This is a genomic window from Actinoplanes sp. NPDC089786 (assembly GCF_040684855.1).
Lineage (GTDB): Bacteria > Actinomycetota > Actinomycetes > Mycobacteriales > Micromonosporaceae > Actinoplanes.
The window spans coordinates 36,141-54,852 of the sequence record NZ_JBFBGU010000006.1 but is presented as its reverse complement, the minus strand read 5'-3'; the positions used below and the strand labels follow the sequence as shown (position 1 = coordinate 54,852).

The following is an 18,712-nucleotide window of genomic DNA, read 5'->3' as shown; positions in this document are numbered from 1 at the left end:
AGGGGTGTGGGTGAGCAAGAAGCCGGTCGCGGTGCTGCTGGTGCTCGGCATCGCCGCCGTGGCCGGGGTGATCGCCGTGGTCAACTCGATGGGCAGCTCGATCAAGTCGATCAACCTGCCGCGCATCGGACCGGCCTGCGTGGTCTCCGCCGACGGCGGCGAGGTCGCCCTCGACACCGTCCAGATGGCCAACGCCGCGACCATCACCGCGGTCGGCGTCATCCGGAAGATGCCCGAGCGGGCGATCGTGGTCGCGCTCGCCACCGCGCTCCAGGAGTCCAAGCTGGAGAACCTGGAACACGGCGATCGTGACTCGCTCGGCCTCTTCCAGCAGCGTCCCAGCCAGGGCTGGGGCAAGCCGGACCAGCTCGTCGACCCGCGCTACTCGTCGAAGAAGTTCTACTCCTCGCTCAAGCGGGTCAAGGGTTGGCAGAACATGCGGGTCACCGACGCGGCCCAGCGGGTGCAGAAGTCGGCCTACCCGGAGGCGTACCAGAAGTGGGCCGAGGAGGCCGAGGTGCTGGCCAAGGCCCTGACCGGCAAGGCCACCGGCGCGGTCGCCTGCACGATCACCGGCGAGCCGGCGATGCGCGGCCAGACCGCGATCCGCAAGGTGACCGCCGGGCTGAAGCTGGACTGGGGCCGCGGGCTGGGCCAGCCGGTGACCCAGCCGACCGGCCTGACCCTCGCCATCAGCAACATCGACACCGGTTGGCGGTACGCGCACTGGCTCGTCTCGCACGCCCGGGACACCGGTCTCGAACGAGTACGTTTCGCTGACCTGGAGTGGCATGCCCCTACCGGCAAGTGGCAGCCGGTAACCGACGATCGCAAGGCCGGCAATGCTCATGTGGTCGTCGAAGTCTTCAGCTGAACAGAGAGCCAACACATTCACATTGCTCTCCGTGATGTCGACCGGGTTCGCAGGTCATAGCGCTGCGTATACACCGCCATGGACAGATAGCGACCGCGGCTGGTACTAGTTAGTCGTGCTGAGCGCCCTCGAGTGGATCGTGCTGGGAGCCGGCAGCGCCGCCGCAATCGTCTTCGGGGTCTGCCGCCACCGACCGGCCCGAGTCGGACCCTGGCTCCTGCTGGCCGGGTCCATCGTGGTGCTCGCCATCGGCGACGCCGCCCTGGCCCTCGACCACGGCGCGTTCGCCGAGGCCTGCTACTACGGCATGTTCGTGCTGGTCGCCTGTGGACTGATGCAGTTCACCCGCGGTGGCGCGGTGCTGGTCGACCGCGCCCGCCTGATCGACCTGCTCGCCTTCTCCTGCTCGGCGCTGCTGGTCGTCTGGGTCTTCGTGATCGGCGACACCGGCCAGTTCGGGCAGATCTCGGCCGCCGACGTGATCGGCGACGTGCTGCTGATCGGGGTGGCCGCCCGGCTGATCGTGGCGAGCAACCGCAACGTGTCGGCGATCCTGCTGCTGGTCGGGGCGGTCGGCATGCTGGGCTCGGACATCGCCTGGGGCCTGGCCGAGAACTGGGCCACCGAGTCCGGCTACCGGGTGCTCTACCTGGCCTGGGGCGCGGCCGCGCTGCACCCCTCGATGGCCCGGCTCACCGCGCCGATGCCGGTCCGCCCGTCGCCCTGGCGCGGGCACTGGGCGGCGCTGCTGGGCATCTCCGTCGCCACGCCGCCGGTGGTGCTGTTCGTCGAGGCGGTCAGTGGTGGCGTCACCGACGGCGTGCTGATCGCCGTGGTGGGCGCGCTCACGCTCACCATGACGATCACCCGCCTCGCCGACTCGGTCGGGCAGAACAGCCGGGCCCTGTCGCGGGAGCGAGCCCTGCGGGAGGCCAGCGCGGCGCTGGTGGCGACGGCCGACCTGGATGGCGTGGACCGGGCGGTGCGGGCGGCGGTCCGCGGCCTGATGCCGGCGTACGCGCTGGAGAAGGTCGTCTTCGCGATGGACGACCGCCAGCTCACGTGCGAGGCGGTGCCGCCGGCCGGCGCCGATCCGCGCGGCCGCAGCTGGTGGGTCGAGGACTCGGACAACGACGCCGCCACCCTGGTCTGCCCGCTGTGGCTCGAGCCGCTCGCGGTGGCCCGCCCGAGCGGCGGCGCGCTGGTCGTGGCCGGTCGCCGCGAGGACCTGACCGCCACCCAGGACGCCCTCGAGGTGCTGGCCGGCCAGGCCGCGCTCGCCCTCGACCGGATCTCCCTGGTCGAGGCGGTCGGCCGCCGCGACAGCGACCTCTACCTGCGGGCGGTCATCAGCAACACCGCCGACCTGATGATGGTGATCGACGAGGACCAGCGCATCCGGTACGCGAGCCCCGCGCTCCGCGACCTGATCGGCGCGGACGAGCTCCCGCCGCTGGCCACCCTGACCGAACTGGTCCACCCCGACGACCGCACCCAGGTCCGCCAGGCCCTCCAGGACGACGGCGACGGCGTGCTCTTCTGCACCCTGCAACGCGCCGACGACCGGCAGGTCCTGGTCGAGGCGACCTACCGCGACCTGCGCGACGACCGCCTGGTCCAGGGCTACGTGGTGACCATGCGCCACGTGCCGACCGGCCACGAGCCCGACGAGCGCCTGCCCCACGTCGACCACCTCGACGACATGCCGGCCTGGGTCAACCGCCGCAACGCCCGGCAGAAGTTCCGCTACTGAACCGTCACCGGGATACGCACCGGCCCGCGCACGAGGACGAAGACCAGCAGGAGCGCCATCACGCCGACACCGGCCCACATGGCCCGCTGCCGGCCGTCGACGAAGGCCCTCGTGCAGGACGAAGGTCAGCCCGACCGTGGCCACCATCGAGGTCAGCGAGCCGACGACGTCGAAGCCGTGCCGCGTCTCCTCGCGGGAGTTCGGCACCGCCCGCAGCGCCAGCACCGCCGCCACGATCACCAGGACGACCGGCAGGACGAACAGCCACCGCCAGGTCGCCACGTCGACCAGCAACGCCGACAGGTACATGCCGAGCAGGCCACCGCCGGCCGCGACGCCGGTCCACACGCCGATCGCCTTCGACCGCTGCTCGTCGGGGAACGTCGAGGTGATGACGGCCAGGGTGACCGGCATGATCATCGCGGCGCCGACCCCGCCGGCGACCCGCGCGGCCAGCGCGGATGCGGCCGCGGACCACCTCGGACAGATCGACCTGCGACATGGCCGTCATGCTGCGGCTCGGCCGGACCCTCGACCGGGAAAGGCGAGAGCGCCGGACCCGTGGGGGAAACGGGCCCGGCGCTCTCTTGCCCTTCGGGCGCCTCGCGTCTTTCTCGGCGCCTCGCGTGCTTCTCTTGCCTGTCTTGCCTGGCGTCTTGCCTGTCTTGCCTGGCGCCGTCTTCGGCGCTTCGCGTGCTTCCGCTTGCCTGGCGCCGTCTTTGGCGCTTCGCGTGCTTCCGCTTGCCTGGCGCCGACTTCGGCGCCTCAGGTCAGCGGGTCAGGCGCCGGCGACGGGTGCCGACGCCGGCGACCAGGGCGACGCCGATGGCCGCGAGCACGACCTGGAAGGCCAGCTCGGCCCAGTTGATGAGGCCGCCGGAGTCGGTGTTGACGCCGAACGCGCGGGCCAGCACGGTGCCGAGAAGCGCGGCCACGACACCGACCAGCATGGTCAGCCAGACCGGGATGTGCTGCTTGCCGGGTACGACCAGGCGGCCCAGCGCGCCGATGACCAGACCGATGATCAGGGCCATGATGATTCCGGTGACAGTCATTGGGGGTCCCTCCTCAGGGATGGAGCAAGGTGTTGCGTCCGTCGAACCGAGGAGTTCCCGACCCTTCCAGAACCCAAACCGCTCGATCGAGATCTAGTCCCGTTCGAGCGGTTATGACCCTGAATTACTTCTTGTTCGCCCCTTTTGCGTCGGGGGAATCGGAGGTGCTCAGCGCCGCGATGAAGGCCTCTTGCGGCACCTCGACCCGGCCGACCATCTTCATCCGCTTCTTGCCTTCCTTCTGCTTCTCGAGCAGCTTGCGCTTCCGGCTGATGTCACCGCCGTAGCACTTCGCGAGCACGTCCTTGCGGATGGCGCGGATCGTCTCGCGGGCGATGATCCGGCTGCCGATGGCCGCCTGGATCGGCACCTCGAACTGCTGGCGCGGGATCAGCTTCTGGAGTTTCGCGGCGATCCCCACGCCGTACCCGTAGGCCTTGTCCTTGTGGACGATCGCGCTGAACGCGTCGACCGGCTCGCCGTGCAGCAGGATGTCGACCTTCACCAGGTCGGCGACCTGCTCGCCGGACGGCTCGTAGTCGAGCGACGCGTACCCCTTGGTCTTGCTCTTGAGCTGGTCGAAGAAGTCGAAGATGATCTCGGCCAGCGGCAGCGTGTAGCGCAGCTCGACCCGCTCGGTGGAGAGGTATTCCATGCCGAGCAACTGGCCGCGGCGGCCCTGGCACAGCTCCATGACCGCGCCGACGTACTCGTTGGGCACCAGGATCGTGGCGCGCACCACCGGCTCGTGGATCTCGGCGATCTTGCCCTCGGGGAACTCGCTCGGGTTGGTGACCGTGGACTCCTGAAGATCCTCGGTGATCACCTGGTAGACCACGTTGGGCGCGGTGGAGATCAGGTCGAGGTTGAACTCGCGCTCCAGCCGCTCGCCGATGATCTCGAGGTGGAGCAGGCCGAGGAAGCCGCAGCGGAAGCCGAAGCCGAGCGCCGTGGACGTCTCGGGCTCGTAGGTGAGCGCGGCGTCGTTGAGCTTGAGCTTGTCGAGCGCGTCACGCAGCGCCGGGTAGTCCGAGCCGTCGATCGGGTAGAGGCCGGAGTAGACCATCGGCCTCGGGTCCTTGTAGCCGCCCAGGGCCTCCTTGGCCGGCCGGGCGTGGCCGGTGACGGTGTCGCCGACCCGGGACTGGCGCACGTCCTTCACGCCGGTGATCAGGTAGCCCACCTCGCCGACGCCGAGCGCGCCCGCCTTCTCCATCTCGGGCGAGACGACGCCGATCTCCAGCAGCTCGTGCACGGCGCCGGTGGACATCATCTTGATCTTGTCGCGGGCCTCGATCCGGCCGTCGATCACCCGGACGTAGGTGACCACACCGCGGTACACGTCGTACACCGAGTCGAAGATCATCGCCCGGGCCGGCGCGGCCGCGTCGCCCACCGGCGCCACGAAGTTCCGCACGATCTCGTCCAGCAGGTGTTCCACGCCGACGCCGGTCTTGCCGGAGACGCGCAGCACGTCGTCGGGCTCGCAGCCGATCAGTTTGGCGAGTTCCTCGGCGTACTTCTCGGGCTGGGCCGCCGGCAGGTCGATCTTGTTGAGCACCGGGATGATGCGCAGGTCGTTCTCCATCGCGAGATAGAGGTTGGCCAGCGTCTGCGCCTCGATCCCCTGGGCCGCGTCGACCAGCAGCACGGCGCCCTCACAGGCGGCCAGGCTGCGCGACACCTCGTAGGTGAAGTCGACGTGGCCCGGAGTGTCGATCATGTTGAGCACGGCCGTGTCGCCCTTGCGGTCGCCCTGACGGATCACCCAGGGCATGCGCACGGCCTGCGACTTGATCGTGATGCCGCGCTCGCGCTCGATGTCCATCCGGTCGAGGTATTGCGCTCGCATCTGCCGTGGGTCGACCACCCCGGTGATCTGCAGCATGCGGTCGGCCAGCGTGGACTTGCCGTGGTCGATGTGCGCGATGATGCAGAAGTTGCGGATGCGACCCGGGTCGGTCGCCCCGATGATGTTCACGACGGGGTCGGGCAACGGTCGTCCGTTCTCGTAGTAACTCAGGGTCCAAGCGCCTCCCATCGTCCCACGCCGCGCCGCGTGGTTTTACTCCGGCGGCTCCAGGCTGCTGCTTCGGAGGCTCCCGCTGTTACTCCGGAGGCTCCAGAAACAGCGCGGACAGCCTCGGAAGGCGCTTGCCCATCTCGTCCTCGTCGTCGAAGTCCCACAACTCGGCCGGGTCGGGACGGGTCACCTTGACATCGGACGGCGGCAGGTCGGTGCCCGTGGCCTGCTGGTAGGCGGACTGCGCGATGGACAGCACCTCGCCCGCCTCGAACACCGCGCCGCTGGCCGCCGCCGCCCGCACCGCCGGCAGCTCGGCCAGCGAATCGGGCTCGCGCACCGACCGCGCCACCACGTCACGCCCATGGGCGATCAGCCACCCCCGGAACGAGTCGAAGCCCTCCTCGGAGCACCCGCCGTTGATCAGGTAGGCCGCCGCCCACAGGTCTTCGGTGCCGGAGGCCGCCATCACCTTGTCGAGGTGTCGCCCCCAGGCCGCGATCTCCTCGGGGTCACGCGAGGTCAGCTCGTCGACCGCGCGCTCGGCCACCACCGCGGGCGAGCCCGGCCGGTCGGCGGTCGCGCGGGCGATGACCGCCCAGAAGTCGTCGGTTCTCATGGAACAGGATCGTGCCATTCGGGTACGACAAAATGCGGCCGAGCCTCGAACGGCAGGATGGACGTCATGCGTCCGGTATCGCTGCCCGAGATCCCGTACTCGGCGACGGCCGTACGCCCTGATTGGGATGATCTGCCGGCCGCCGTGCGCGACGCCGTCTCGCGGCGCCTGGACGCGCCGATCACCTCCGCCACGAGCGCGACCAGCGGATTCACCACCGCGTTCGCCGGGGTGCTGACGACCGGGTCCGGCCGGCGCGTGTTCGTCAAGGCCGCACCCTTCGGAAACACCGGCTATGCGTACGCCCGCGAGGCGCACATCACAGCCCTGCTGCCGGACGGCGTGCCCGCCGCGCGCCCGCTGTGGACCTGCGAGGTGGACGGCTACTACGTGCTGGCCCTGGCGGCGATCGACGGCCACATCCCCGCCCTCCCGTGGCGGCCGGCCGAACTGGCGGCCACGCTGGCGGCGTGGCGCTCGGCCGCTCTCGCCCTCACCGATCCACCGGCGGCGCTGCTGGCGGCCGGGCTTCCCCGCCTGCCCGACCTGGTCCGCGACGAGCTCTCGTGGTGGAGCGCGGGCGGCGTACCCCCCGATCTGGTTCCGCCGTGGGCTCGGTCACACCACGCCGAGCTGGCCGCTCTCGAACAGGGACTCCCGCCCCTGGTCGCGGGCGGCGGAGTGGCACACGGCGACCTCCGCATCGACAACGTCATGATCGACACCGCGGGCGACGCCTGGCTCTGCGACTGGACCTGGCCCTGCCTGGGCGCACCCTGGTTCGACACGGTGACGCTGCTGGTCAGCGCCTGGGCGAGCGGGCACGACGCCGACGCCATGCTGGCCGATTGGTCACCCCCGCCGGAGGGCGTGGACGGCGCCCTGGCCGCGATGAGCGGCTACTGGCTGACCCGGGCCGGCGGCGCCACCGGCACGGCCGCGCCGACCGCCCGGCAGCACCACCGCTACAGCGGCGTCCAGGCCCTCGCCTGGCTGGCCGCCCGCCGGGGGTGGCCGACCGGTTTTGGTGGGACTGGGGCGGACTGGTAACGTGGTTCTTCGCGTTGTGGTGACGCGCCGCTGACTGCTGGCGTGACCCGCGACGGAAGACATCATCCGCTCGGAACCTTCCGAACTAGTCAGGACAAGGCTGTCGCGTGGCGAACATCAAGTCCCAGATCAAGCGCAACCGGCAGAACGAGAAGGCCCGGCTGCGCAACAAGTCGGTCAAGTCGTCGCTGAAGACGGTCATCCGCAAGCTCAACGAGGCGAGCGACGCCGGTGACTCCGCGACGGCCACGACCCTGCTGCGCGTTGCGTCGCGCCAGCTCGACAAGGCCGTGAGCAAGGGCGTCATCCACAAGAACCAGGCGGCGAACCGCAAGTCGGCGATCGCCAAGCGCGTTACGTCGCTGTCCGCCTGATCCCGCGCGGCCGCGGCTCAACCCGCGGCTGACGCCGGCGCATCGGCACACCCGGGCATCGCCGGTTCTCCTTCGGGGGTTCCGCCGCGGTGCCCGTTTGCCGTGTCCAAGCCAGGCCCGCCGCGCCCGCATTCAGGGCTTTGCGGTTGCCTTGAGCTCCCGGCGGCCGCAATCAAGGTTCCTGCGCCCACCCTGAGGTCCTGCGCCCGCGACCAGGTCTCTCTCGCCCGGGATCGCGCCGGCGATGACCGAGTCCGGCTTCCCGCTTCGCCAGCATCCCGCCTCGCCGGCTTCCCCATCGCGGCCGGCCCTCATCGCGGCCACGCTCCGCTTTGGGGGGCCGGCCACCGCCGGAAAACGGTGGCCGGCCCAAGGGGCGAGGAAGGACTTGCTCTCGCGTTCCAACAGCGCGCGGGCACCGCGACCGTATGATCGCAACGCAGCCCTCGTGACCAGCCAAAGCCAAAAACGAACAGGTTCTAAGCTGTTCCTCAGAAAGAAAGTGACGAACCGGTCACTCGTAGCGGCGCGCGGCCGACTGCCGGGACCGCCGCCGAGTGGTCTCGGGGTCTTCGGCCCAGACGTGAGCGGCCTCGTTCGGCGAAGCCGGGTCGGGAACCGTCGTGATGTTCGACTCCCCGGAATGCCCGCGGTCGGCGGGCGCCTCACCGGACAGCCCCCGCTCGCGCCGCACCTCACCGGACCCCCGTCGCTCCCCCGGCAGATCACCGGACTTGCGCCGCTCACCGGGCAGATCACCGAACCCGCGCCGTTCTCCAGACAGATCGTCGAACCCGCGCCGCTCACCGAGCCCACGCTGGTCATCCGACCGGCTGAGATCCCAGAACGCCCCGATCGGCCCACCCGGCTGCTCTTCCGGCCGACCATGTTCAGGACTCGGCTCAGCCGACTCCCCCGGCCGACCGCGCCCCCGACCGGCTTCGCCCGGCCCAACGGGTTGAATCGGCAACTCGGCCGGCCCACCGGGCGGACCCAGCAGGTCGCCGGGCCACGCCCGCTCACCGCGCGTCTCCCCCGAGTCGGACGCGCCGCCCAGCCAGCCACTGCCGAGGCCGACGCCGGGCCCGGTCTGGTCGGCCGGATCGTCGAGGAGGTTGCCGGGCCACACGTCGCGCCGGATGACACTGCGCTGACCCGGCGTCGTGCCGGACCTGAGCCGATCGCCCCCATCGCTCTCGGCCAGGCCGGGGAACGAGGGGCCGAGGCTTCGCAGGTCGACGGTCCGCGCGCGGGACAGCGAAAGGTCGTCCATCGCGAACTCGGAATGGGCCGGCGCCGGGGCCGAGGCCGCCACGGCCGGACGGACCAGCGGGCGCTCGCCGCCCGGTCCGCCGGAGGTAGCGGTGGTCGCCGGGCGGCTGAGCACGCCGGCGATGATGTCGTTGAGCTTGACCATGCCGGCGACGGTCAGCGGCAGCACCAGCACGCCCCACCAGCTGACCAGTTCGGCCAGGGCCAGCAGGACGCCGAGCGCCACCGTGCCCTCGAGGAACACGAAGCAGAGGAAGCCGCTCGGCGCGAGTTGTCGCAGGCCGAGCAGGCGGGCGTACAGCGGAAGGTCGTGCGCGGGAGCCGCCCGGCGCGACCGGATCATGCGGCTCATCTCGCCGGGCCCTTGCGGGCCGCGGCCACGGCGAAGACCGCCTGCTCCAGGGCCCAGCCGCGATCTTCGGCCCCGCCCTTGACGGCCGCGTTGCAGTCGGCCGCCGCCTGCATCGCGTCGACCAGGCCCTCGGGGCTCCAGCCGCGGGCACGTTCCTGGGCGCGCTGGATCTTCCACGCCGGCATGCCGAGGCTGCTGGCCATCTGGTAGGGATTTCCGCGCCCGGCCGACGCCACCCGGGCGACGGTGCGCACGCCGTCGGCGATGGCATCGGCGATCGGCACCGGGTCGACGCCGACATGCAGCGCCCAGCGCAACGCCTCCAACGCGCCGGGCACGTCACCGATCATGGCCGCGTCGGCCACCGTGAAGCCGCTCGCCTCGGCCCGCCCGCGGTAGTAGCGCGCCACCACACCCGGCGTGATCTTGCCGTCGGTGTCGGCCAGCAACTGTGAACAGGCCGCCGCGATCTCGCGCAGGTCGTTGCCCACCGCCTGGATCAGCGCCGACGCCGCCGCCTCGTCGCACTTGCCGCCGTGGCGCCGGAACTCGTCGCGCACGAACGCGACCCGCTCACGGTCGCCCTTGAGCTTGGCCGCGGCCACCACGGTCGCGCCGGCCGATTTCAGCCCGTCGGCAAACGCTTTTCCCTTGGCGCCACCCGGGTGGGTGACGATCAGGGTCACGTCGGGGTCGGGATTCTTCGCGTACGCCAGCAGCGCCGCCGCCAGATCCTTACGCGCGTCTTGACCACCGCGGACGACCAGCACCCGCCGCCCGCCGAACAGCGACGGGCTCAGCATCTCGGCGACCTCACCGGGCGTGAGCTGGCCGGCCTCGTACTCCCGCACATCGGCGCCCGGCTCAGCCGCGCGGGCCGACGCGACGGCCGCCTCCACGGCACGGGCGGCCAGCAGCTCCTCGTCGCCTTGGACGAGCAGCAACGGGGCGGGGGGTGCGTCGCTCACGCCCAACATCGTCGCACGCGGGTGTGACAGTTCGACCGGCCACACCCCCGGGCCGTCAAGCGCTGGACACCGGACGAATACCAACATATCGACCCGCGAACATGCCCCGGGAACCGCAAATCCCCTCGATCAGGCTGAATGTCTCCGCGGCCCCGGACAACCCGGTCGCATGACATCGAACCCGATCATCCGACCCCTCCCCGCACCAACGGCCTAACCCGGGCGTGTCGGCCGAGACGCGGGACAACCCGCAGCGGTCACGCGGAGGTCTCCCCGCGATCGGCGCTGGTAGTCAATGGGGAGGTCTGCGTCGCGCGTACCCAAAGGGTGTTGGGGTTGGGTCCGGGCTTGACCGTGACCGCCCCGCCCTTCCGCACGAAGGCCTCGGGCAGCCACGAACGGGTGAGGTCGGCGGACGTTATGGGTGCCGCGTGAACAGAAAGATGATCAATGCCCCCTCGTGACGACGGACAGACCGTTGCCGGTCGCGACCGCGGCGAGGTCACCCGATTCATCGGTACGCAGAACGCGCGCGCCGCCACGCCGCAACCTCTCCAGCAGCGCCCCGTTGGGGTGACCGTAGTCGTTGTCCCGGCCGACGCTGACCAGCGCCACCTGTGGATCAACCGCGTCCAGAAACGCCGGTTCCTGATACGCGCTGCCGTGATGAGCAACCTTCAAAATGTCCGCTTCGACACGTGCCGCCCGCGAGAGCAGCGCATGTTGCTCCTCGGTCTCGGCGTCGCCCGGGAGCAGGATCACCCGGCCGTCGATCACGGCTCGCAGCACGAGCGAGTTGTTGTTGGCGTCGGACGAGGTGCCGTGCAGGAGCTCGGGCGGACCGATCACCTGAAGCGTGACGCCGCCTGCCCGATATGTCCACCCTGGACCGACGTTCGTGACAGCCGACAATTCGGATACTGCCCGTCGACCGGCCGGCGGCTCGGTGAAGTCCGGCCCGATCACGGCCTCGACGGCGCGGTGGCGGAAGACGCCGGCCACGCCGCCGATGTGGTCCACGTGGAAGTGGCTGACCACGAACACCACCACGGTGTGTACGCCCAGCCGCCGCAAGCAGGTGTCGACCGCGGTGGGTTCCGGGCCGGCGTCGACCACCACGGCCCGGCCGTCCCCCGCGGGCAGGACGACGGCGTCACCCTGGCCGACGTCACAGGCCACGACCAGCCAACCGGCCGGCGGCCAGCCCGAGGCGAGGATCCGCACCGGCAGGGCGCCGAGCACACCGCCCAGGGCGATCACCGCCACCAGCCGCCGGACGATCACCCGCCGCGCCGCCACCAGCAACGCCACCGTGATCACACCGAGCAGCAGAGCGCCCGTGACACCGCCCGGCCACGGCAGCGCCCCGGCCGGCAACCGCGCGCCGTAGCTCGCCACCAGCACCAGCCACCGCGCCGGCCAGTGCCCGAGCCAGGCCGCGAACTCCGCCCCGCCGGCCCACACCGGCGACACCACCGCGGCGGCGATCCCGAGCAGCGTGGCCGGGGCGATGGCCGGGACGGCGAGCAGGTTCGCGGGGACGGCCACCAGGCTCACCGTCCCGGACAGGCCGGCCACCACCGGTCCACACGCGACCTGAGCGGCGGCCGGCACGGCCAGGGCCTCCGCCGCGCCGGCCGGCCAGCCGCGGCGGCGCAGGGCGTCCCGCCACGTCGGGGCGAGCAGCAGCAGGCCGCCGGTGGCCAGCACGGACAGCGCGAACCCGGCGTCACCGGCCAGTTCCGGGTCGACGACGACCAGCCCGGCCACGCCCGCGGCCAGGGCCGGCAGCGCCGCCCGCGGCCGGCCGGTGGCGAGTCCGATGAGGCCGATCGCGCCCATCGCCGCCGCCCGCACGACACTGGGCGACGGGCGCGCCAGGATCACGAACCCCACCAACGCGACCGCGCAGACGACCGCGGCCAGGACCGGACCGGCCCGCAACCGGCGCGCCGCGAACAGCACGACGCCCAGCACGATCGCGACGTTCGCACCACTGACCGCGTTCAGATGAGTCATCCCGGTGGCCTGGAAGTCGGCCTCGAGCGCCGGGTCGAGGCGGCTGGTGTCGCCCACGACCAGGCCGGGCAGCAGGCCGCCGGCGTCGTCCGGCAGCGGCTCGCAGGCTCGTTGCAGGCCCGCCCGCAGCACCCCGGCCGCGCGTTGCGCCCAGGACGGCTCGCCGTGCGGCTCGGGCGGCTCGCGGACGGAGAACACGACCGCGCGCAGGTCGCCGCCGCGGGGTGGCAGGAGGCGGCCGGTGGTCGTCACGCGCTGGCCCGGCAGCAGCGGGCGCCAGCCGTCGTGGCTGCCCAGGACCAGCCCCCGGGCGTGCAGGCCGAGGTTCCCGACCTGGCGGACATCCACCGCGACCAGATAGGTGGGCGGCTGACCGGCCGACCTCGCGAGCGATCGTGGGTCGTCCCGCACGATCAGTTCCGCGCGTACGGTCTCTCCGCTCTCGATCAGCTCACGCAGCGGCACCGACTCGCGGGCGAGCACCCGGGCGGCCGTGGCCACCGCGCCGCATCCGGTCCCGAGCAGCAGCGCGATCACGATCCACGCCGCCCCTCGTGGCCGGCGCCGGAACACCGCCCCGCCCACGGCCGCCAGCGCGAAGGCCGTCCCGGCCAGCCCGAAGCCGAGTGGCGCCGAGGCGTACAGGCAGCCCAGCGCGGCCAGCCACGTGGCCACCGCGAAGCCGGCCAGCCGCAGGTCGGGGATCACACCGTCACCAGGTCCTTGAGCTGCTCGAACCGCGAGCTGCCGATGCCGCTCACCTTGCGCAGGTCACCGACCGCCTTGAAGCCGCCCTGGGCGTCGCGGGCCTCGAGGATCCGCTGGGCGAGCACCGGCCCGACGCCGGGCAGGGTGTCCAGGTCGGCGACCGTCGCGGTGTTGAGATTGAGCGGGCCGCCGGGAGCAGCGCCGGGCGCGACGGCCACGGCGACCGACGGTGGCGGGGCGCCGACCATGATCAGCTCGCCGTCGACGACCTTGCGGGCCAGATTGAGCGGGCCGGGGTCGACGCCCCGCCGGGCCCCGCCGGCCGCCGCCAGCGCGTCGGCCACCCGCGCACCGGCCGGCAGCGTGACCAGCCCGGGCCTGGCGACCTTGCCGGCGACCGCGACGACCACCTGGGCCGGGGCCGATCCGCTGGGCGGCGGGATCGCCATCGGGTCCTGTTCGTCGTGCTTCACCGCGGCGGGCGCCTTCGGCTCGTCCGGCGCCAGCGTCTCGGTCTGCGGTCGCGCCCGCCAGGCCAGGAAGCCCGCGATGATCACGACCAGCGCGGCCACGGCGGCCAGCGCCTTCACGCCGGGCCGGCCGAGATCGAAAGCGGCCAGCCGCCCGCCGAACGCCCCGGCCGCGCCGAGCCGCGGCGGCGCGTCGCCGGGATCCTCCGCCGCGGCCGGTCGCCACGGCTGCCGGACCGCGGCCATGGCGGCCAGGTCGGCCGGCGCCCGCGGGCCCGGCCCGGGTGGATCGGGCGGTGATTCGGGCGGCTGGTCGGGCGGCTGGTCGGGCAGGTCGACGTCGTCGGGCCAGCTCGGGATGAGCTCGGACCAGGACACCGGGCTGCGGTCCGCGAAGGCGTCGTGGATCGGCGGGTCGGCGGCCAGCACCGACCGGAACCGGGCTTGGACCACCTCGTCGTTGTCATCACGCTTGGGCACGCGGCGAAGCTAGGCAGCGGGGCCGGCCCGTCGCCCCCGGCCCTGTGGATAACCGTCGATTGTGGATAACTCCCGGGCCGGCTTGGACGAGGTGCTAAACCTGTGGCCATGACCGAGGACGAGGTGGTGACCACGCTGCGGGCGGCCGGCTGCGTGTTCGCCGAGGACGAGGCCGCGATGCTGGTCAAGGCCGCTTCCGGCGACGCGGCTCTGGCCGCGATGGTCGGGCGGCGCGCGCGGGGCGAGCCGCTCGAGCAGGTGGTGGGGCACGCCGACTTCGCGGGGGTACGGGTCCGCCTGCGCCCAGGCGTCTTCGTCCCGCGCGTCCGCAGCGAGCTCCTGGTCCGCGAGGCGGTCCGGCGCACCGCTCCGGGCGCGGTCGTGGTCGACCTGTGCTGCGGGTCCGGCGCCCTCGGCCTGGCCGTCACGCGTCAGCGGCCGGCGATCACGCTCTACGCGGCCGACGTCGACCCGGTGGCGGTCGCCTGCGCCCGTGACAACCTGACCGGCGTCGGCGAGGTGTTCCAGGGCGACCTCTATGCGGCGCTTCCCCGGCCGCTGGCCATCGACGTCCTGCTGGCCAACGTGCCCTACGTGGCGACCGGGCACATCCCGCTGCTCCCGGCCGAGGCGCGCGACCACGAGCCACACACCGCGCTCGACGGCGGCGGCGACGGGCTCGACGTCTTCCGCGCCGTGGCCGCCGGGGCGCCCGGGTGGCTGGCGCCCGGCGGGGTGCTGCTGTCCGAGATCACCCGGGCCCAGATCGAGCCGGCCACCGCGGCGGCCCGGGCGTCCGGCCTGCGTCCCGAGGTGGTGAGCGACGAAGATCTTGAGGCGACGGTGATCGTGGCGGTGCGGTAGGGTCTGCGACCTGGCAGAGAGGGGCCGCGCCGTGGGGCTGTTGCACCGGATCGCCCGTGCGCGGCTGGCCAGCCAGATCATCCGGCGGCTGCGACGGGCCGGGGTGACCGACGCCCGCTACCAGTCGGCCGCGTTCGCGGTGCGTTTCACCCGGCCGGGCGCCGACGAAGCGACGGTCCTGCCGCTCGAGCCGCTGCTGAAGTCGCTGCCCCGGCGAGGCCAGAAGGCCACGACCGCGGGCCCGGCGCCGGCCGCGGCGAGAGAGAAGACGCGGGCGCGACGAGGCGGCGGGCGGCGGAAGCGGCGGGCCGAGGTCGACAGCTACGTCGCCGGCTGCCTCAGCGAACCCGGGCTGCCGCGCGACTGGGCCGAGGTGTGCCCGATGCTGCGGCCGCTGCTCCGGCCGGCTCACCTGCGCGCCGGCATCCCGGCCAGCGGCCCGGACGCGCCGCTGCGGCGGCCACGGCTGCCGTTCCTGTCCGAGTTCGTCGTGGTCGATCAGCCCGACACCATGACGTACGTCGGCGCCGACCAGGTCGCGAGCTGGGGCGTGACCGCCGACGAGGTGTTCGCGGCCGCGCGCGGCAACCTGTCCGGGGCGGTGCTCCACGGGGTGGCCGACGAGCCGGTGATCGTGCAGTTCGCGGGGGACGGCGCCTACTGGACGTCGCACCTGCTGCTGGACGGCTGGCTGGCCCGGCTGTCGGCGCAGGTCGGCGGCGAGCCGGTCGCCTTCGCGCCGGACCACGCGACGCTGATCGTGACGGCCGACGGCAGCGCCCACCTGCCGGAGCTGTTCGCCCGGGCCGAGGTGATGTACCTGGCCTCGCCGCGCGCGATCACCCCGATGGCGTACGTCAGCGGCCCGGGCGGGCGCACGATCCCCTACCAGGCCGCGCCCGGGGAGCCGCTGCACGACTGTGTGCGGCGGGCCGAGACGATCCAGCGGATCCAGGAGTACGCCCGCCAGGCCGAGACGCTGCCCGGGGCGACCGAGCTGACCCTGGTCGACGGCCTGCGGACCCGCGCCGTGGCCACGCCGGGCGCCCTGCTCCCGGCGGCCGACGAGGTCGACTGGGACGGCACGATCCGCCCCTGGTCCGACGCCCGCCCCGAGCTGACCCCGGTCCCCGACCTCGACCCACCCCGCTGGACCCGCCCGGCCTGATGCGCCGGCGTGTCAGAGCAAAGAGACCGGCCCGAGGCATCGGCGTGCTCAGAGCAAAGAGAGCAGCCCGATACACGGGTGTGCTCAGAGCGAAGAGAGAGCAGCCCGACGCACGGGTGTGCTCAGACCAAAGGGCGTCAGCGGCGATGCACCACCACGCCGGCCACGCCGGGGCCGACGTGCGCGGCGACCACCGCGCCGATCTCGGCGATGTAGCAGTCGCGCAGCCGGTCGCCGAGCCGCATCGACACCGCGTCGGCCAGGGCGGCGGCCCGGTCGGGCCGGCCGAGGTGGTGCACGGCGATGTCGACCTCGCCCGGGCCCGAGGCGTCCACCGCCAGGTCGACGAGCTTGGCCAGGGCACGACCGGCCGTCCGGACCCGGTCGCGCATGACGATCGCGCCCTCGACGACGTGCAGGATCGGCTTCACCGAGAGGGCGGTGCCGACCAGGGCCTCGGCGGCGTTGATGCGGCCGCCCCGGCGGAGGAACTCCAGCGAGTCGACGTAGAAGAGGGTGCTCGTGCGGGCGGTTTCGTCGACCGCGACCTGGCGTACCGCGTCCAGCGATCCGCCGGCCCGGGCGGCCGTCGCCGCGCCCAGCGCCACGAAGCCCAGGCCCATGCCGGTGGTCTGGCTGTCGACCACCCGCACCCGGTCGCCCACCTCGGCCGCGGCCAGCCGGGCCGCGTCGTAGGTGCCGGACAGCTGCGCCGAGAGGTGGATCGAGACCACGCCGTCGGCGCCGGCCGCCAGCAGCTTGCGGTACGCCTCGGCGAACTGGGCCGGCGCCGGCCGGGACGTGCTCACCTCGGAGCGCCGGGCGTTCAGGGCGCGGGCCACCTCGGCGGGGGTGATCTCGCTGCCCTCGAGACCGGAATCGCCGTTGATCACCACGGTCAGGGGCACGACGGTCAGGTCATACGTGCCGCCCAGCTCGGCGGGCAGGTAGGCGGTGGAGTCGGTGACGACCGCGACGGTCATGCGGGCACCGTAGCTGATGACGGGCGGGTCGGCGCGGAGAGAGCCTCAGCCGGGCCGGACGGCCGTGACGAGGAACGGCGTGCCCTGCTGGCAGGTGGTCATCAGGCTCGGGTCGGCCCGGCCGGTGACGACCACGGTGGCGCCTTCCTTCGCCTCGGCCTTCAGCGCGGCGTCGTCGAAGATCAGCAGGTGGCTCTTTCCGCCGCCGGTCAGTACCAGGCAGTTCGGTTCCACGCCGGCGGAGACCTTGCCGGTGATGGTCTGGGCGCCGGTGTCCCCCGGATCGCCGCCCTTGCTGGGCGCCGGCAGGTCGGAGGATTCCGGCAGACCGGGCGACGCCGACGACGCGGCCGGCGGCTGACCACCGGGGGAGGCGGCCGGCGGCTGACCACCGGTGTCGGTCGAGCGCGCACACCCGGCGGTGGCCAGGGCCGCCACGACCGCGATCAGGACGAGAGGTCGGGTGATCTTCATCGGGATGAGACGCTACGGCACCGAGATCGGTTCCTGGCGCAACGACTCAGCCGGGCCATGGAACAGGCCGGGCGACCCAGGCCAGGCCACGGAACAGGCCGGGCGACCCAGGCGGGCCCGGGACGGGACCGGACGACTCAGACCGGCGGCGGGACGGGCCGGTCGGAGAAGACCCCGACGTTGTACGCGGCCAGCTGCCAGCCCCGGGACGTGTCGTGGGTCAGCTCGACCCAGTGGCAGTTCTGCAGGGCCCGCCACGTGCGGAGCTGCTCGCGCGGCCAGCCCAGCAGGTGCCCGAGGCCGGAGCGGGCGCCGGCCCCGTGGGTGGCCACCACCACGGTGCCGCCGGAGGGGACCAGCCCGGCCGCGTCGATCAGCGCCGAACCCACCCGTTTACCCAGGTCGTCGAGGGTCTCGACGTCGCCGCCGATGACGTCCTCACCGCGGGTCCAGCGGGCGTACTCGTCGGGCCGCCGCTCGGCGACCTCGGTCATCGTCAGACCTTCCCAGAGCCCGAAGTAGCGCTCGCGGAGCCGTTCGTCGGTCGAGACCTCGAGCCCGGTCACCGCGGACAGCGCGGCGGCCGTGTCGGCGGCCCGGCGCAGGTCGCTGGAGACGATGGCGCCGGGTTTGAACCGGACCAGCAGCGCCGCCGCCTCGACAGCCTGCTGATGGCCCAGCTCGTTCAGGGACACGTCGGTCTGACCCTGGACCCGGTGCTTCGCGTTCCAGTCGGTGTTGCCGTGGCGCCAGACGATGAGCCGCGTCACGCCGCGCCGGTGGCTTCGGCGTCGGCCATGTCGCGGTCGACGAACTCCAGGCTGGGGCAGTCTTTCCACAGTTTGTCGAGGGCGTAGAACTCGCGTTCCTCGGCATGCTGGATGTGGACGACGATGTCGATGAAGTCGAGAAGCACCCAGCGGCCCTGACGCTCGCCCTCGCGGCGAACCGGCTTCGCCTTCTCGGGGAGCGCGAGCAGAACCTCTTCGACGGCGTCGACGATCGCGGCGACCTGTCGTTCGTTGGAGGCGGAAGCGATCACGAAAGCGTCGGTGATGGCGAGCTGGTCGCCCACGTCGATGATGACGATGTCTTGCGCCTTCTTGTCCGCTGCGGCCTGGGCGGCCGCCATGGCGAGTTCCAGAGCGCGTTCGGTGACGGGCAAGAGCATCCCCTCTGACTAAGGTCCTTCGAGACTCAAGCGTC

16 protein-coding genes and 2 pseudogenes are annotated in these 18,712 nt (G+C 72.5%); 6 read left to right on the top strand and 12 right to left on the bottom strand.

All coding sequences use genetic code 11. The features are described 5' to 3' along the window. The first annotated feature begins 4 nt into the window (after nt 1–4). Nucleotides 5–874 carry a hypothetical protein gene (locus tag AB0O15_RS20575; RefSeq protein ID WP_364320583.1) on the top strand — a complete coding sequence of 290 codons (870 nt, stop codon included), beginning with the start codon at nt 5–7 and terminating at the stop codon, nt 872–874. Between the two features lie 115 nt (nt 875–989). After that, entirely contained in the window at nt 990–2,627 is a 1,638-nt protein-coding gene (locus tag AB0O15_RS20570) for a PAS domain-containing protein (protein WP_364320581.1), read from the top strand. A gap of 192 nt (nt 2,628–2,819) precedes the next feature. Here AB0O15_RS20570 and AB0O15_RS20565 read toward each other — a convergent pair. The 4 genes and pseudogenes from AB0O15_RS20565 to AB0O15_RS20550 form a co-directional block, all read right to left on the bottom strand. Continuing rightward, nucleotides 2,820–3,083: pseudogene (locus AB0O15_RS20565) on the bottom strand (MFS transporter); the annotation flags it as partial. Nucleotides 3,084–3,397: 314 nt separating this feature from the next. After that, entirely contained in the window at nt 3,398–3,682 is a 285-nt protein-coding gene (locus tag AB0O15_RS20560) for a GlsB/YeaQ/YmgE family stress response membrane protein (protein ID WP_364320579.1), read from the bottom strand. Nucleotides 3,683–3,806: 124 nt separating this feature from the next. After that, nucleotides 3,807–5,678, bottom strand: coding sequence for a translation elongation factor 4 (lepA, locus tag AB0O15_RS20555; protein WP_364320577.1), 1,872 nt, complete (start codon nt 5,676–5,678; stop codon nt 3,807–3,809). Nucleotides 5,679–5,790: 112 nt separating this feature from the next. Then, entirely contained in the window at nt 5,791–6,324 is a 534-nt protein-coding gene (locus AB0O15_RS20550) for a DUF4240 domain-containing protein (protein ID WP_364320575.1), read from the bottom strand. 66 nt (nt 6,325–6,390) lie between these two features. Here AB0O15_RS20550 and AB0O15_RS20545 point away from each other — a divergent pair, with 66 nt between their 5' ends. Both AB0O15_RS20545 and rpsT read left to right on the top strand, forming a co-directional pair. Continuing rightward, nucleotides 6,391–7,374 (top strand): phosphotransferase, encoded by a 984-nt coding sequence (locus tag AB0O15_RS20545; RefSeq protein WP_364320573.1) that lies wholly within the window; start codon nt 6,391–6,393, stop codon nt 7,372–7,374. Between the two features lie 107 nt (nt 7,375–7,481). After that, nucleotides 7,482–7,748, top strand: a complete 267-nt coding sequence (gene rpsT / locus AB0O15_RS20540) for a 30S ribosomal protein S20 (protein ID WP_364320571.1) — start codon at nt 7,482–7,484, stop codon at nt 7,746–7,748. A 1,390-nt stretch (nt 7,749–9,138) separates the two neighbouring features. On the opposite strand, the pseudogene AB0O15_RS20535 reads toward rpsT, so the two are convergent. From AB0O15_RS20535 to AB0O15_RS20520, 4 genes and pseudogenes are all read right to left on the bottom strand, one after another. Continuing rightward, nucleotides 9,139–9,372 (bottom strand): annotated as a pseudogene (locus tag AB0O15_RS20535) (hypothetical protein); the annotation flags it as partial. Beyond that, nucleotides 9,369–10,349: a DNA polymerase III subunit delta gene (gene holA / locus AB0O15_RS20530; protein WP_364320569.1), complete on the bottom strand. Its 981-nt coding sequence runs from the start codon at nt 10,347–10,349 to the stop codon at nt 9,369–9,371. The gene holA and the pseudogene AB0O15_RS20535, both read right to left, overlap by 4 nt. A 438-nt stretch (nt 10,350–10,787) precedes the next feature. Then, nucleotides 10,788–13,064 (bottom strand): ComEC/Rec2 family competence protein, encoded by a 2,277-nt coding sequence (locus AB0O15_RS20525; RefSeq protein ID WP_364321281.1) that lies wholly within the window; start codon nt 13,062–13,064, stop codon nt 10,788–10,790. Beyond that, the gene (locus AB0O15_RS20520) at nt 13,064–14,017 is read right to left on the bottom strand and encodes a ComEA family DNA-binding protein (RefSeq protein ID WP_364320567.1); all 954 of its coding nucleotides are present in this window, start codon (nt 14,015–14,017) and stop codon (nt 13,064–13,066) included. Before AB0O15_RS20520 ends, AB0O15_RS20525 begins: the two co-directional genes overlap by 1 nt. Nucleotides 14,018–14,125: 108 nt before the next feature. Between AB0O15_RS20520 and AB0O15_RS20515 the strand changes: the two genes are divergently transcribed. Both AB0O15_RS20515 and AB0O15_RS20510 read left to right on the top strand, forming a co-directional pair. Beyond that, nucleotides 14,126–14,881 carry a putative protein N(5)-glutamine methyltransferase gene (locus tag AB0O15_RS20515; RefSeq protein WP_364320565.1) on the top strand — a complete coding sequence of 252 codons (756 nt, stop codon included), beginning with the start codon at nt 14,126–14,128 and terminating at the stop codon, nt 14,879–14,881. Between the two features lie 31 nt (nt 14,882–14,912). Next, nucleotides 14,913–16,049 carry a hypothetical protein gene (locus AB0O15_RS20510; RefSeq protein ID WP_364320563.1) on the top strand — a complete coding sequence of 379 codons (1,137 nt, stop codon included), beginning with the start codon at nt 14,913–14,915 and terminating at the stop codon, nt 16,047–16,049. A gap of 137 nt (nt 16,050–16,186) precedes the next feature. Here AB0O15_RS20510 and AB0O15_RS20505 read toward each other — a convergent pair whose 3' ends face one another. The 4 genes from AB0O15_RS20505 to rsfS all read right to left on the bottom strand — a co-directional run bounded on the left by AB0O15_RS20505 (nt 16,187) and on the right by rsfS (nt 18,671). Further along, nucleotides 16,187–17,032, bottom strand: a complete 846-nt coding sequence (locus AB0O15_RS20505; RefSeq protein WP_364320561.1) for a DegV family protein — start codon at nt 17,030–17,032, stop codon at nt 16,187–16,189. 45 nt (nt 17,033–17,077) lie between these two features. Further along, on the bottom strand, nt 17,078–17,506 hold the full coding sequence (locus AB0O15_RS20500; protein WP_364320560.1) for a hypothetical protein: 429 nt from the start codon (nt 17,504–17,506) through the stop codon (nt 17,078–17,080). A 137-nt stretch (nt 17,507–17,643) separates the two neighbouring features. Continuing rightward, nucleotides 17,644–18,276: a histidine phosphatase family protein gene (locus AB0O15_RS20495; RefSeq protein WP_364320558.1), complete on the bottom strand. Its 633-nt coding sequence runs from the start codon at nt 18,274–18,276 to the stop codon at nt 17,644–17,646. Then, nucleotides 18,273–18,671: a ribosome silencing factor gene (gene rsfS / locus AB0O15_RS20490; RefSeq protein WP_364321278.1), complete on the bottom strand. Its 399-nt coding sequence runs from the start codon at nt 18,669–18,671 to the stop codon at nt 18,273–18,275. Before rsfS ends, AB0O15_RS20495 begins: the two co-directional genes overlap by 4 nt. Nucleotides 18,672–18,712 lie beyond the last annotated feature (41 nt).